This is a genomic window from Methylobacterium brachiatum (assembly GCF_020523825.1).
Classification (GTDB): Bacteria; Pseudomonadota; Alphaproteobacteria; order Rhizobiales; family Beijerinckiaceae; genus Methylobacterium; species Methylobacterium brachiatum.
Genome location: NZ_JAJALK010000001.1, coordinates 618921 through 632265, shown reverse-complemented (window position 1 = coordinate 632265; position 13345 = coordinate 618921). Strand labels below are relative to the sequence as shown.

Annotated in this window: 14 protein-coding genes and 1 tRNA gene; 9 read left to right on the top strand and 6 right to left on the bottom strand. The window is 70.5% G+C overall.

What is annotated here, in order from left to right:
* Positions 1–72 precede the first annotated feature (72 nt).
* Positions 73–498, bottom strand: coding sequence for a PaaI family thioesterase (locus tag LGR69_RS03040; RefSeq protein ID WP_122160568.1), 426 nt, complete (start codon positions 496–498; stop codon positions 73–75).
* A 46-nt stretch (positions 499–544) separates the two neighbouring features.
* Positions 545–2998, bottom strand: a complete 2454-nt coding sequence (gene hrpB, locus LGR69_RS03035) for an ATP-dependent helicase HrpB (protein WP_230365127.1) — start codon at positions 2996–2998, stop codon at positions 545–547.
* 252 nt (positions 2999–3250) lie between these two features.
* Here hrpB and LGR69_RS03030 point away from each other — a divergent pair, with 252 nt between their 5' ends.
* The 3 genes from LGR69_RS03030 to LGR69_RS03020 all read left to right on the top strand — a co-directional run bounded on the left by LGR69_RS03030 (position 3251) and on the right by LGR69_RS03020 (position 4933).
* Positions 3251–3484 (top strand): hypothetical protein, encoded by a 234-nt coding sequence (locus LGR69_RS03030; protein WP_007559340.1) that lies wholly within the window; start codon positions 3251–3253, stop codon positions 3482–3484.
* Positions 3485–3591: 107 nt separating this feature from the next.
* Positions 3592–3978: a hypothetical protein gene (locus tag LGR69_RS03025; protein WP_230365126.1), complete on the top strand. Its 387-nt coding sequence runs from the start codon at positions 3592–3594 to the stop codon at positions 3976–3978.
* 238 nt (positions 3979–4216) lie between these two features.
* On the top strand, positions 4217–4933 hold the full coding sequence (locus tag LGR69_RS03020) for a YoaK family protein (protein WP_230365125.1): 717 nt from the start codon (positions 4217–4219) through the stop codon (positions 4931–4933).
* A gap of 12 nt (positions 4934–4945) precedes the next feature.
* On the opposite strand, the gene LGR69_RS03015 is transcribed toward LGR69_RS03020, so the two are convergent.
* The 4 genes from LGR69_RS03015 to LGR69_RS03000 form a co-directional block, all read right to left on the bottom strand.
* The gene (locus LGR69_RS03015; protein WP_230365124.1) at positions 4946–5194 is read right to left on the bottom strand and encodes a flagellar basal body rod C-terminal domain-containing protein; all 249 of its coding nucleotides are present in this window, start codon (positions 5192–5194) and stop codon (positions 4946–4948) included.
* A gap of 451 nt (positions 5195–5645) precedes the next feature.
* Positions 5646–5732, bottom strand: a tRNA-Leu gene (locus LGR69_RS03010).
* 34 nt (positions 5733–5766) lie between these two features.
* Positions 5767–6963 carry an FAD-dependent monooxygenase gene (locus LGR69_RS03005; RefSeq protein ID WP_230365123.1) on the bottom strand — a complete coding sequence of 399 codons (1197 nt, stop codon included), beginning with the start codon at positions 6961–6963 and terminating at the stop codon, positions 5767–5769.
* Positions 6964–6974: 11 nt separating this feature from the next.
* The gene (locus LGR69_RS03000) at positions 6975–7232 is read right to left on the bottom strand and encodes a zinc-finger domain-containing protein (RefSeq protein ID WP_050732645.1); all 258 of its coding nucleotides are present in this window, start codon (positions 7230–7232) and stop codon (positions 6975–6977) included.
* 215 nt (positions 7233–7447) lie between these two features.
* Here LGR69_RS03000 and map point away from each other — a divergent pair, with 215 nt between their 5' ends.
* From map to LGR69_RS02970, 6 genes are all read left to right on the top strand, one after another.
* Entirely contained in the window at positions 7448–8275 is an 828-nt protein-coding gene (map, locus tag LGR69_RS02995; RefSeq protein WP_007567737.1) for a type I methionyl aminopeptidase, read from the top strand.
* 6 nt (positions 8276–8281) lie between these two features.
* Positions 8282–9022, top strand: coding sequence for a RadC family protein (radC, locus tag LGR69_RS02990; RefSeq protein ID WP_370881340.1), 741 nt, complete (start codon positions 8282–8284; stop codon positions 9020–9022).
* A 97-nt stretch (positions 9023–9119) separates the two neighbouring features.
* Entirely contained in the window at positions 9120–10559 is a 1440-nt protein-coding gene (locus tag LGR69_RS02985; protein WP_007567741.1) for a circularly permuted type 2 ATP-grasp protein, read from the top strand.
* A gap of 59 nt (positions 10560–10618) precedes the next feature.
* Positions 10619–11566 (top strand): alpha-E domain-containing protein, encoded by a 948-nt coding sequence (locus tag LGR69_RS02980; protein ID WP_007567743.1) that lies wholly within the window; start codon positions 10619–10621, stop codon positions 11564–11566.
* A gap of 125 nt (positions 11567–11691) precedes the next feature.
* Entirely contained in the window at positions 11692–12519 is an 828-nt protein-coding gene (locus LGR69_RS02975; protein WP_230365122.1) for a transglutaminase family protein, read from the top strand.
* A gap of 74 nt (positions 12520–12593) precedes the next feature.
* Positions 12594–13343 carry a peptidase gene (locus LGR69_RS02970; RefSeq protein WP_230365121.1) on the top strand — a complete coding sequence of 250 codons (750 nt, stop codon included), beginning with the start codon at positions 12594–12596 and terminating at the stop codon, positions 13341–13343.
* Positions 13344–13345 lie beyond the last annotated feature (2 nt).

Here is a 13345-nt window from a genome sequence, read left to right as displayed (position 1 = left end):
CTCCCCATCTGCCGACCGTTTGTCGATCTCGATCTTGGCGATCGCGGCATTATGGCGCGGAACGTCTGGCGATCAACCGGGCTTGCGCCGCAGGATCTTCCAGACGCCGTCCGCCGACGCCACGAGGCGCGTTCCCTCCCGGACATCGCCGCGCATGAACACCAGGGAGCCGGTGCGCTTGACCACCTGGGGATGCACCACGATCCAGTCGCCGAGACGGCCGACATCGATGAACTTCATCTCGAGCTGGATCGTCACGCAGTTCGCACCATCCGCCGCCCGCATCGCGGTCTCGCCCAGCGCGCGGTCGGCGAAGCTCATCAGCATGCCGCCATGGACAACGCCGATCAGGTTGGCGTGCTTCTGCTCGGCCCGGAACGCGTAGGCGCCGTCCGCGGCTCGGACATGCAGCGGGCCGACATGGGCGATGAACCCGTGGTCCTCCACCTCCGCCCAGCCCTCGGATGCCGGATCGAACGTCTTCGGGTCGGTCGTCATCGCGTCGCGTCCGTCCTGTCGTTGAGAGGGTCGATGCCCTGCGGACTTACGTCCCGCGCGGCTTCGCGCGCCGGGTCGGGGCCTCGGCCAGCGGGTCCTCCGGCCAGGGGTGGCGCAGGTAGCGCCCGCGCATCTCCGCCCGCACCGCCGCCCAGGAACCGCGCCAGAAGCCCGGGAGATCCCGGGTGATCTGGATCGGGCGGTGCGCCGGCGACAGCAGGTGCAGGACGAGGGGGCGGCCGCCCGCGGTCGGGTGCCGGTCGAGGCCGAACAATTCCTGGACCCGGACGGCCAGGACCGGCTCGGCCTCGGTATAATCGACCGGGATGCGCGAGCCGGTCGGAACCTCGACATGGGTCGGCGCCGCGGCGTCGAGACGGCCGCGCAACTGCCAGGGCAGAAGGTCCTGCAGGGCGCCGGCGAGGTCGTCCGGGGTGATCGCCGCCAGGGCGTTGCGCCCGACAAGAGCCGGCGCCAGCCAGGTTTCGGCGCTCTCGGCCAGGGCGGCGTCCGACAGGTCCGGCCAATCCCTGCCCTCCGCGGCGCGCAGGAACTGCACCCGGGCGCGCCATTGCGACAGGCCTGGGGTCCAGGGCAGGCGGTCGAGGCCGAGGCCGACGATGCCGCGGGCCAGGATCGCTGCGGACTCCGCGTCGGCCGGGACCGGCAACGGCCGCTCGCCGAGATTGACCGCGCCCAGACGCCGGACCGCCCGGGCCCGCAGGGCGGCGGCCTGCGGATCGAACGTCACCTCGGTGCGGGCCTCGATCCGGTCGGCGAACAGCCGTTCGATCGCCTCGGCCCCGATGGTGGCGGCCGCCAGGATGCGCGCATTGCCGGCGGCGCCCGCGAGGTCGGCGATCACCAGATAGGTCTCCCGGGCGAGCGGGCTCGCCAGGTCGAGACGGCCGGCGCGGCCGCTGGCCATCACGAACTCGCCCTCCCGGCCCCGGGCCCGGGCGACCCGGTCCGGATAGGCCAGAGCCAGCAGCGGGCCGGCCGCTTCCCGGTCGTCCTGCTGGGCGCCCCCGGCGATCCGCGCCCAGTTCTCGGCCAGGCGCCGCATATCCGCGGCCCGGCCGCCCCGGTCCCGGCGAAAGCGCTCCACCCGCTCGTCGAGATCGATGCCGTCGCCGCCGAGCCCGCGCTCGACCAGCACTGCCGCGAGGTCGGCGGCGGCCCGCGCCTGGCCCGTCCCGGCCGCCACCGTCACCATCCGGGCCAGCCGCGGCGGCAGCGGCAGGGCGCGCAGTTTCGTGCCGATCTCGCTGAGCCGCCCGTCCGAATCGAGCGCCCCGAGGGCGCCGAGCATGGCGCGGGCCTCCGTGAGCGCGGCCGCAGGGGGCGGGTCGAGGAAGTTGAGCGTGCGCGGGTCGGTGACGCCCCAGGCGGCACAGTCGAGCAGCAGCCCGGCGAGGTCCGCCGACAGGATTTCGGGCCGGGTGAACGGTTCGAGCGCGTTGGTGCCGGCCTCGGACCACAGCCGCCAGCACAGGCCCGGCTCCGTCCGCCCGGCGCGGCCCCGGCGCTGATCCACCGAGGCGCGCGACGCCCGGGCGGTCACCAAGCGGGTCAGGCCGAGGCCGGGCTCGTAGACCGGTACTCGCGCCAGACCGGAATCGACCACGATCCGCACGCCCTCGATGGTCAGGGAGGTCTCGGCGATGCTGGTGGCGAGCACGACCTTGCGGGTGCCGGGCGGCGGCGGCGCGACGGCGCGATCCTGCTCGGCCGGGGTCAGCGCGCCGTAGAGCGGGGCGAGCTGGACCTCCGGCCCGACCTTGTCGGCCAGGAGATCGTGGGTCCGGCGGATCTCGGCCTGCCCCGGCAGGAACACCAGCACCGAGCCTGGATCCGCCCGCAGCGCGCGCAGGGTCACCTCGGCGACCGAATCCTCGATCCGCCGGTTCGGGTCGCGCTCGACATAGCGGGTCTCCACCGGGTAGGCCCGGCCCTCGGAGGCCACGACCGGGGCATCGCCCAGCAGCCGCGCGACCCGGGCGCCGTCCAGGGTCGCCGACATGACCAGGATGCGCAGATCCTCGCGCAACCCGCCCTGCGCGTCGCACGCGAAGGCCAGGCCCAGATCGGCGTCGAGGGAGCGCTCGTGGAATTCGTCGAACAGGACCGCGCCGACGCCGGCGAGCTCCGGATCTTCGAGGATCATGCGCGTGAACACGCCCTCGGTGACCACCTCGATCCGGGTCCTCGCCGAGATCTTCGAGCCGAGCCGGACCCGCAGGCCGACCGTGCCGCCGACCGCCTCACCCAGGGTCTGCGCCATCCGGGCGGCGGCGGCCCGGGCCGCGAGACGGCGCGGCTCCAGCAGGATGATCTTTTTCGCGCCCAGCCAGGGCGCGTCGAGCAGGTCCAAGGGGACGCGCGTGGTCTTGCCGGCGCCGGGGGGCGCCACCAGCACGGCGGCGTTCCGGGCGGCGAGCGCGCTGCGCAATGCGGGGAGCGCCGCCTCGATCGGCAGTGCGGGTGTCGGGCCGGCCATCGCCTCCGCTGATGGCCCGGTCGGCGCCGTGGCGCAACCGTCCCGCTGACGGGGGACACGCGATTCCCCGGGATGGGATCCCCCAGCCTGCCGGGCCGGCGTGAACAGGCCTATCCACAACCCGCGGGTGCCAAATCCCCGTTATCCACAGGGTTAACGGGCGGTCGCGATGGGGCGGCCGGGCCCGTTGACGAAACGTTAACCCTTCTGGCTTGTTCTCTTTTCGTTCCGGCAGCAACGAAGGAGATCCCGATGCTGACCCAGGCCCTCGCCGCCCAGAAGGACCATGCCTGCCCGGTCGACGCGATCAGCCGCGCCTATCTCGGTTTCGCCGACGGCGACGCGGGCATCGCGCTCCGCTGCGCCATCGCCGACGCCCTGTCCGACCTGATGGATGCCGAGCGGCGCACCCGCGAGCGCAGCCGTCTGATCTCGCGCGGCTACATCCGGGAAGCACCGGCGACCGCCGCACCGGTCGAAAGCTGAACAGAAGCTGCAAGCCCACTTCAGCGTCGATGCAGCGAATCCTAGGCATTCTGTCTTCCGTGATCGGGATCGCCCCGGCGGTCCCGCGCTGCATTCGGAGTCAGGTCATGAGACGGATCGCTGTGCTTTCGGCCGCCGCGCTGATCGGCGCGGGGACCCTCGCTTCCACCGCCGCCGAGGCCCGCGGCGGCGGCGCCATCGCGGCGGGCATCATCGGCGGCTTGGCGGCCGGCGCCCTGATCGGCGCTGCGGCCCAGGCCGCCCCCGCCTACAGCTATTCCTACGGCACCCCGTATGACGGCTACGGGCCGACGCCCGTGGTCGTCCGGCCCCGCCCGGTCTACCGCGCCTACGAGGAGGTGGAGCCGGTCTACGCGACGCGACGGGTCGTTACCTACGAGCGCGTTCCGGTCGGCTACGGCCATCGCCGCTGGCGCGACGACTGGGATTGCGACGACGATTACGGCTACCGCCGCCACTACCGCGGCTGGTGAGCCGGTCCGGTGCCCTGGCTGGGGCGTCACGAGATCCGAACGGCGCAGCCTTCCCGGGAGGCTGCGCCGTGTCGTTTCGCCGGGATCCGGAGCCCGCTTTCGTCCGCAGCCTCCACGACATCGGGGCACGCCGGGGCCGCGCAGGGCACGGCTGCACCGGAATTGCGTACCCGATCGGCGTGGGGTCGGTTACGGTTGCTGGCTCAGTCGGCTTTGATTCCACGGCATCGGCACTTCCATGCTTGTCCATGAAGGCGGGACGCGCACCTTCCAGGCGGATCTCAACCTATCCTGGTCCCTCGCCGCGGTGGCCGGCGCGCTGAACACGGCCGGCTTCTACGCGGTCGGCTTCTACGCCTCGAACATGACCGGCAATGTGTCGGCGATCTCCGACCGGGCCGGGACCGGCGACCTCATCCTCGCCGCCAAGGCGCTGCTCCTCGTCATCCTGTTCGCGCTGGGCGCCGCGACCTCGACGCTGCTGATCCGTCGGCGCCGCCGCCATGCGTCCTACGGCGCCTATGCCTACAGCATCTGCGCCGAGGCCTGCCTGCTCGTCGCGATCGGCCTGATCGCGCTGCCGCTGGCCGAGCCCGCCCGAGGCGAGGCGCTGGTGTTCGGCCTCAGCTTCGTCCTGGGATTGCAGAACGCCGCGGTGACGAAGATCACCGATGCCCGGGTGCGGACCACCCATGTCACCGGCATGGTCACCGATATCGGCATCGAGCTCGCGCGCTGGCTGGACCGCAAGGCGGGCGATCCCCAGGCCAAGCGTCACGACCCCGCCAAGCTGCGGCTCCACCTGATGACGGTCGGCGCGTTCCTCGGCGGCGGCCTTTTGGGCGTGGTCGCCTATCGCGCGATCGGCGTGGGGCTCCTGTTCGCCGCCGCCGCGATCCTGGCCCTGCTGGCGGTTCCGGCGATCACCACCCGCCGCTCGGCCCCGGCGGAATGACGGACGCCGCGCTCAGGCCTTGATGTCGAGGAGCTGGCCGCTCATGCGGTCGGCGGTGCGCGCCACCGCGGCGTTCAGCGCGAAGGACGTCTGGGATTCGATCAGATCGGCGACGGTGCTGGACAGGTCGACCTGCACGGCGGGCGGCAGCGCCGCATCGCCGACCGGTGTGCCGATCGCCGCGACTGTCTGTGCTGCCGTGCCGAGCCGGTCGGTCGCCCGGGTCATGCCGGCGGTCGCAGTCTGAAGCGCGTCGATCATCACGGGGTCTCCTGGCGGAGAGCTTGCCACGACGCTGCGACGCGAGGGTTTTGTTGATCGCTTAAATGCGAGGGATTCGGGTTGTTTGGTGCCCTGGGCCAGGGCGATGCCCAAATCGCATTACGGATCCCCCGTATGCGACGGCTCCATCGGACTAGTATCCAGGCGCGCGGCGCCGGATGCGCAAATCGACATCGCGACGAGCCGAATCGGTTCGCAGATTGTTTGACCCGTCCGTCCCATCCTCGCCCTCATCCTGAGGCGACGGAGCGAAGCGGAGGCCTCGAAGGAGCCCTCCAGCTCGCCCTGCGATCCCTGGAGGACTCCTTCGAGGCTGCTGCGCAGCACCTCAGAATGAGGGGGAAAAAGGGATTTGCGTCAGTCCAAACCATCGGAAGCGGTCTGGTAAGCGCCGACGTCGCATCAGCCGAGCGATCGGGTCTGAGACGCTTGGTGCGGACGGCGGGACTCGAACCCGCACGGCCTTGCGGCCGCAAGATTTTAAGTCTCGTGCGTCTACCGGTTCCGCCACGTCCGCATGGGTCCCTCGGTAGCCGTGCCGGCGCGCGCGATCAAGCGGGGGGCGTCCAGCCGTAGAGCCAGGCGTAGCGGTCGCGCATGCCGTCGGGGCCGAGGCGGCGCATCACCATGTTGCGGGCAAAGCCCACCAGGCGGCCGGCATGGTAGGTCCGGCCGTTGGAGCGGGCGGCCCATTGAACGCGCCGCACCCGGGCGGTCCGGTCGGCCGTATATGCCGCGAGCGCGGCGGCGACGTCCGCGTGGTCGGCGAGCGCCCGCCTGAGCACGGCGGCATCCTCGATCGCCAGGCCAGCGCCCTGCGCCAGGTAGGGCAGGACCGGGTGCGCCGCGTCGCCGAGCAGCGCCACCCGGCCGGCGGCCAGCGGGCGCGCCACCGCCCGGTCGGCCAGCGACCAGACCAGCCAGGAATCGGGCAGGCTCAGCAGGTCGCGCAAGGGGCCGGCGCAGCCGCGCAGATGCGCGCGCAGCACGGCGGGCTCGCCGAGGCGCCCCCAATCCTCGTCGCCCACCGTCTCGGGCACCACCGCGACGACGTTCAGGAAGCGGCCGCCGCGCACCGGGTAATGCACCACGTGCCGGCCCCGGCCGAGCCAGAGGCCCGTGGCCGGGCCCTGGAACGTCTCGGGCACCGCCTCGCTGGGGATCAGCGCGCGCCACGCCGCCGCCCGGCCCGGCCTCAGGGGCGCCGCGTCGAGATGGCCGCGCAGGCGCGAGCGCAACCCGTCGGCCCCGATCACGAGGTCGAACGGCAGGGCCTGCGCGCCGCCGCTGCTTTCCGCGGTGAGCACGGCGCCGGAATCGGTCTCGGCCAGGCCGGTGATGTCGCGGCCCATCATCAGGCGGATCGCCGGGCGGCTGCGCAGGGCGTCGAGCAGCAGGGTCTGAAGGTCGGCCCGGTGGATCACGTAATAGGGTGCGCCGAAGCGCTGCTGCGCCGCCGCGCCGAGGCTGACGCCGCCGATCCGGCGGCCGCTGTCGAGGGCGTGGACCTCCACCGCAGGCGGCTCGCTCGCCGCCCGGCGCAGGGCCGCCGACAGGCCGAGATCGGCCAGCACCCGGCTGGCATTCGGGGAGATCTGGATCCCGGCCCCGACTTCGCTGAAACCGGTGCGGCGCTCGATCACCGTGACGGCGTGGCCGGCATCCGACAGGGCCAGGGCCGCGGTCAGACCGCCGATGCCGGCCCCGACGATCCCGATCTCCAAGGGCGTTCGACTGTCCGAGGGCAAGGGAGGGTGCGCTACTCCGCGGCGACGGCGGCGGCGTCGTGCCAGACGCAGGCCTGCGGATCGGCCTCGTCGGCCTTCAGGCCGGCGCGGTAGCGATAGAGCGTCGAGCAATACTGACAGATGATCTCGGTGTCGGCGCCCATGTCGAGGAACACGTGCGGGTGGTCGAACGGCGGCAGCGCGCCGATGCACATGAATTCCTTCACCCCGACCGCGATCACGGGCACGCCCGGCTCGTTGTGGAAGTGCGGTACCGCCTTGCCTGCCATACGGCCCTCGCCTGCCCTGCGCCCGTCCGCTGGGGCGAATCTGCCCGGACGCTCCGGGGCGTCTCGCACCCGCTTATGCCGCCAGCCCCGCAGCCGGCGCAAGCCTCCCGAGCCGCGCACCCGCGCGCCGCCGGGTGCCGGCGGCTTGGCCTGCCGCGCCCGGCACCGTACATAGGTCCGACAGCCGATTTACGACGCCGCAAAAAGTCTCGACGATGCAACAGGAACAGGCCACCGCGCAGGGCACGCGCCGGGCGCCGGAGCCGCCGATCCACGGCCCGGAGGGATTCGAGGGCATGCGCCGGGCCGGCCGCCTGACCGCCGAGGCCCTGGACGTCCTGATGGAGGCGACCCAGCCCGGCGTCACCACCGAGGAGCTCGACAAGCTCGCCTACGAATTCGCCATGGATCACGGTGCCTATCCGGCGTCGCTGCTCTATCGCGGCTATCCCAAGTCGATCTGCACCTCGATCAACCACGTCGTCTGCCACGGCATCCCGAACGACAAGCCCCTGCGCGAGGGCGACATCGTCAATCTCGATTGCTGCCTGATCCTCGACGGCTGGCACGGCGATTCGAGCCGGATGGCCTATGTCGGCGAGGTCCCCCGCAAGGCGCAGCGCCTGTGCGAGATCACCTACGAGGCGCTGATGCGCGGCGTCGCGGCGGTGAAGCCGGGCGGCTCGACCAACGATATCGGCCGGGCGATCCAGACCTATGCCGAGAGCGAGCGCTGCTCGGTGGTGCGCGACTTCTGCGGCCACGGCCTCGGGCGGATCTACCACGACGCCCCCACCATCCTGCACTACGTCGAGGCGAGCTACGACGTGCCGCTGAAGCCCGGCCAGTTCTTCACCATCGAGCCGATGATCAATCTCGGCCGTCCGGCCGTGAAGGTGCTGGGCGACGGCTGGACCGCGGTGACCCGGGACCGCTCGCTCTCGGCCCAGTTCGAGCACACGGTGGCGGTGACCGAGACGGGCGTCGAAATCTTCACGGTCTCGCCGAAGGGGCTGCATCAGCCCATCAACCCGGCGGCCTGACCGTCCGTGGCGCCGGCCCCGGACGACGGCGCGGCGGGGCTGTTCGACGACAGCCCGACGCCCGCCGCCAAGGAGGCGCCGCATTATCACGGCCATCGCGACCGCCTGCGGGAGAAGTTCGCGGCGGCCGGCGGCGAGGCCCTGCCGGATTACGAGCTGCTGGAACTGGTCCTGTTCCGGGCGATTCCCCGCCGGGACGTGAAGCCGCTGGCCAAGGCGCTCGTCGCCCGCTTCGGCAGCTTCGCCGAGGTGGTGAGCGCCGAGCCGGCGCGGCTGATGGAGGTCGAGGGCGTCAGCGGCGGGGTCGCCGGCGATCTCAAGGTGATCGAGGCGGCGGCCCGCCGGCTCACCCGCGGGGCGCTCCGCGAGCGCGACCTCCTCAATTCCTGGGGGGCGCTCCAAGATTACCTGCGCACCACCATGGCGTTCGCGCCGCGGGAGGAATTCCGCATCCTGTTCCTCGACAAGCGCAACCACCTCATCGCCGACGAGGTGCAGGGGCGCGGCACCGTCGACCACACGCCGGTCTATCCCCGGGAGGTCGCCCGCCGGGCCCTCGAGCTTTCGGCGACCGCGATCATCCTGACGCACAACCATCCCTCCGGAGACCCGGCGCCCTCGGCGGCCGACGTGGCGATGACGCGGGAGATTGTTTCGGTCCTCGCACCACTGAAAATTGTGGTGCACGACCATGTCATCCTCGGTCGAAACGGACATGCCAGCCTGAAAGGCCTCAAGCTGATCTGATCTTCCTGCCGTCTTGAGCGTTGTCGACCGCGCGTATAGCCCTGTTGGGGGTGGCGCGCCTCTTGCCTGAAGAGCGAGAGCGTGAGGGAGAAGCGGAATGGCGTTGACGGCCTTCGACGAGATGAACGGGATCGTCAACGGTGCCGCCGACCCGGCCGCCGTCCGCGACGCCTACGGAAAGCTGAAGACCTGGCTCGAGACGACGCCGCCCGAGCATTTCAACACCCGAAGGAGCCAGGCCGAGCTGCTGTTCCGCCGGATCGGCATCACCTTCGCGGTCTACGGCGACAACGAATCGACCGAGCGGCTGATCCCGTTCGACATCATCCCCCGGGTGATCACCAAGCCGGAATGGGACTTCCTGGAGCGCGGGCTGAAGCAGCGGGTGACCGCGATCAACCTGTTCCTGAAGGACGTCTACGGCGCCCAGGAATGCATCAAGGCCGGCATCATCCCGGCCGATCTCGTCTACCGGAACGCCCATTACCGGATGGAGATGCGCTCGTTCCGGGTGCCCCACGACCTCTACGTCCACGTCGCCGGGATCGACATCGTCCGCACGGGCGAGAAGGATTTCTTCGTCCTCGAGGACAATGCCCGGATCCCGTCCGGCGTCTCCTACATGCTGGAGAACCGGGAGGTGATGCTGCGCCTGTTCCCGGACCTGTTCTCCAAGCACCGGGTTGCCCCCGTCGAGAATTATCCCGACGCCCTGCTCGCCACCCTGCGCAGCCTCGCCCCGGGTTCGGCCACCCGCGACCCGACGGTGGTCCTGCTGACCCCCGGCCGCTACAACTCGGCCTTCTACGAGCACTCGTTCCTGGCCGACAAGCTCGGCGTCGAGCTGGTGGAGGCGTCCGACCTCTTCACCAAGGACGACGTCGTCTACATGCGCACAACTGAGGGGCCGCGCCGGGTCGACGTGATCTACCGCCGCCTCGACGACGATTTCCTGGATCCCCTCGTCTTCCGGCCGGATTCGGTCCTCGGCGTGCCCGGCCTGATGAACGCCTACGAGCGCGGCTCCGTGACATTGGCCAACGCGGTCGGGACCGGCATCTCGGACGATAAGGCGGTCTACAGCTACATGCCTGAGATCGTGAAGTTCTTCACCGGCGAGGAGCCGATCCTGCACAACGTGCCGACCTATCGCTGCCGCGAGAAGGACTCCTTCGCCTACGTGATGGACAACCTGTCCGAGCTGGTGGTGAAGGAGGTCAACGGCTCCGGCGGCTACGGCATGCTGGTCGGGCCGCATGCAAGCAAGCGCGAGATCGAGGATTTCGCCAAGAAGCTGAAGCACGCGCCGGACGGCTTCATCGCCCAGCCGACCCTGTCGCTCTCCACCTGCCCGACCTTCGTGGCCTCCGGGGTCGCCCCGCGCCACGTCGACCTGCGGCCCTTCGTGCTGTGCGGCGCCGATCAGATCCGCATCGTGCCCGGGGGGCTCACCCGAGTCGCGCTGAAGGAAGGCTCGCTGGTCGTCAATTCCAGCCAGGGCGGTGGTACCAAGGATACCTGGGTGCTCGACGCTTGAGGGAGTCGCCGCTCCACCCCTTCTGACGCGCCGCCTGCCGCCGAGCCGAGTCGCACACCATGCTGTCCAGGACTGCCGACAACCTCTTCTGGCTCTCGCGCTACGTGGAGCGCGCCGACTTCGTCGCGCGCATCCTCGACGCGGCGCACCGGCTGGCCTCGCTGCCCACGAGCTATGGCGGCGGCGAGACCAACGAGTGGGAATCCGCCCTCGCCTCGGCCGGCGACCCGGATCTGTTCAAGCCGCATTACAGCGTGATCAACGCCGACACGGTCTGCGACTTCCTGGCCTTCAGCCCGCACAACCCGTCCTCGATCCGCTCCTGCATCGAGTCGGCACGCGAGAATGCCCGCTCGGTGCGCACCGCGCTCACCACCGAGATGTGGGACGCCATCAACGGCGCCTGGCTGGAGCTGCGCAACTACAGCGGCAAGGAGCTCAGCCGCGACGAGTTCGGCCGGTTCCTCGATTGGGTGAAGACCGTCTCGCTGACCTTCGACGGCTCGGCCTTCCGCACCATGCTGCGCAACGACGCGTTCTGGTTCACCCGCCTCGGTACGGCGATCGAGCGGGCCGACAACACCGCGCGCATCCTCGACGTGAAATACCAGATCCTGCTGCCGCAGAACGAGACGGTGGGCGGCAGCCTCGACTACTTCCAGTGGACCACGATCCTGCGCGAGGTCTCGGCCTTCAACGCCTATCACTGGGTCTATCGCGAGAGCGTCAAGCCGCTGCTGGTGGCCGACCTGCTGATGCTGAACAAGCAGATGCCGCGCTCGTTTGCCAATTGCTACGGCGTGATCGTGGAGTATCTCGACCTGATCGCCGACGCCTACGGACGGCGCGGCCCGAGCCAGCGCCTGGCCGGGAACATGCTGGCCAAGCTCGAGAGCGAGGACATCGACCGCGTGTTCAATTCGGGCCTCCACGAGTTCGTCGAGGCGTTCATCGCGGAGAACAACAGGGTGGGCGAAGCCATCGCCAAGCAGTATCTGGTCGGCTAGCGGATCGTCCCGGAGCTCGGATCCGGGACGGTGCGCCGAGAACGTGACGCCGCATCATCGTCGCCTGATGGCCGGCGAGACCCGTTCGGGATGATGCAATCGGACGAGACGGACAGGCCCGGCGCATGCGCATCCGCGTGGTCCACGAGACCATCTACACCTACGAGCAGCCGGCCCGCGGCCTGGTGCAGGTCATGCGCCTGACGCCCCGGGACCATGACGGTCAATATGTCCGCGCCTGGCGGATCGACACCTCCATCGATGGGCGGCTCACCGCCCGGGAGGACGGGTTCGGCAACATCGTCCACTGGTTCACGCCGGACGCGCCGGCGGACGCGCTGACCATCCGGGTCACCGGCGCGGTCGATACCGAGGACACCCACGGGGTGATCCGCGGCACGGTCGAGCGTCTGCCGGACGAGTTCTACCTGCGCGATACGGATCTCTGCACGACGACCCCGGAACTGCAGATCTTCGCCGAGCGGGTCGCCACCGACGGTGACGGCACGCCGCTCGCCGTGCTGCACCGCCTGCGCGCCGCGGTTCCCGAGGCGGTGGCCTACGAGCCCGGACCGGCCGTCAACGGCGTGCCGTCCGGGAAGGCCTTCGCCGCCGGCAAGGGCATCTGCCAGGATCTGACCCACGTGTTCATCGCCGCCGCCCGGCATCTCGGCATCCCGGCGCGCTACGTGGCGGGCTATCGCGCCCGCGACGACGGCGAGGCCGATGTCGAGGCGCCGCACGGCTGGGCCGAGGCCCTGGTACCGAATCTCGGCTGGGTCGCGTTCGACGCCTGCTACGAGAACGCCCCGTCCGACGGCTACATCCGCGTCGCCACCGGGCTGGACTATCTTGGCGCCGCCCCGATCCGCGGCAGCCGCACCGGCGGCGGGACCGAGACCCTGGACGTCAAGCTCCGCGTCGAGCAAGGCAGGGACGCCACGCAATCCTGATTCCCTGCCTGATTCCCTGAAGTCGGGCCGCCGGTCGCATGCCAGCCGGAAGCCCCCGCGAGAGCCCGAGATCCATGACCTACTGCGTCGGTGTCCTCGTCGAGGAAGGGCTCGTGATGGTCGCCGACACCCGCACCAATGCGGGGCTCGACGACATCTCGACCTACCGCAAGCTCCATCATTTCAACGTGCCGGGCGAGCGGGTCATGATGCTGGCCTCGGCCGGCAACCTGTCGATCACCCAATCGGTCCTGAGCCTGCTGCAGGAAGGCGTGCCCGGCGAGGACGGCGAGCCGGCCCAGAAGCTGATCGAGGCGCCGACCATGTTCCAGGCGGCGCAGCTCATCGGCCGCGCCATCCGGCGGGTCCGGGCGATCGAGAAGGACGGGTTCGAGGCGGCCAGCATCCGGTTCTCGATCTCGCTCCTGTTCGGCGGCCAGATCGCCGGCGAGGGGATGCGGCTGTTCCTGATCTACTCGGCCGGCAACTTCATCGAGTGCAGCACCGATGCGCCGTTCCTCCAGATCGGCGAGCACAAATACGGCAAGCCGATCCTCGACCGGGCGGTGAAGTTCGAGAGCGACCTCTACGACGCCCTGAAGGTGAGCCTCGTCTCGATGGATTCGACCATGCGGTCGAATCTCGGCGTCGGCCTGCCGATCGACATCGCCGTGGCCCGGCGGAACGCCCTGGTCCTCGAGGTGAACCACCGGATCGAGGCCGGCGAGGGTTATTTCCACGACCTGCGGGAGCGCTGGTCGGCGGCGCTCCGGGCCGCGCACCGGGCGATCCCGCGTCCGCCCTACGGCCCCGCTGCGCCGTAAGG

Bases quoted from the DNA above. Each gene is read 5' to 3' on its own strand.
- LGR69_RS03040 (WP_122160568.1), bottom strand. From the start codon at position 498: ATGACGACCGACCCGAAGACGTTCGATCCGGCATCCGAGGGCTGGGCG.
- hrpB (WP_230365127.1), bottom strand. From the start codon at position 2,998: ATGGCCGGCCCGACACCCGCACTGCCGATCGAGGCGGCGCTCCCCGCA.
- LGR69_RS03030 (WP_007559340.1), top strand. From the start codon at position 3,251: ATGCTGACCCAGGCCCTCGCCGCCCAGAAGGACCATGCCTGCCCGGTC.
- LGR69_RS03025 (WP_230365126.1), top strand. From the start codon at position 3,592: ATGAGACGGATCGCTGTGCTTTCGGCCGCCGCGCTGATCGGCGCGGGG.
- LGR69_RS03020 (WP_230365125.1), top strand. From the start codon at position 4,217: ATGCTTGTCCATGAAGGCGGGACGCGCACCTTCCAGGCGGATCTCAAC.
- LGR69_RS03015 (WP_230365124.1), bottom strand. From the start codon at position 5,194: ATGATCGACGCGCTTCAGACTGCGACCGCCGGCATGACCCGGGCGACC.
- LGR69_RS03000 (WP_050732645.1), bottom strand. From the start codon at position 7,232: ATGGCAGGCAAGGCGGTACCGCACTTCCACAACGAGCCGGGCGTGCCC.
- map (WP_007567737.1), top strand. From the start codon at position 7,448: ATGCAACAGGAACAGGCCACCGCGCAGGGCACGCGCCGGGCGCCGGAG.
- LGR69_RS02985 (WP_007567741.1), top strand. From the start codon at position 9,120: ATGGCGTTGACGGCCTTCGACGAGATGAACGGGATCGTCAACGGTGCC.
- LGR69_RS02980 (WP_007567743.1), top strand. From the start codon at position 10,619: ATGCTGTCCAGGACTGCCGACAACCTCTTCTGGCTCTCGCGCTACGTG.
- LGR69_RS02975 (WP_230365122.1), top strand. From the start codon at position 11,692: ATGCGCATCCGCGTGGTCCACGAGACCATCTACACCTACGAGCAGCCG.
- LGR69_RS02970 (WP_230365121.1), top strand. From the start codon at position 12,594: ATGACCTACTGCGTCGGTGTCCTCGTCGAGGAAGGGCTCGTGATGGTC.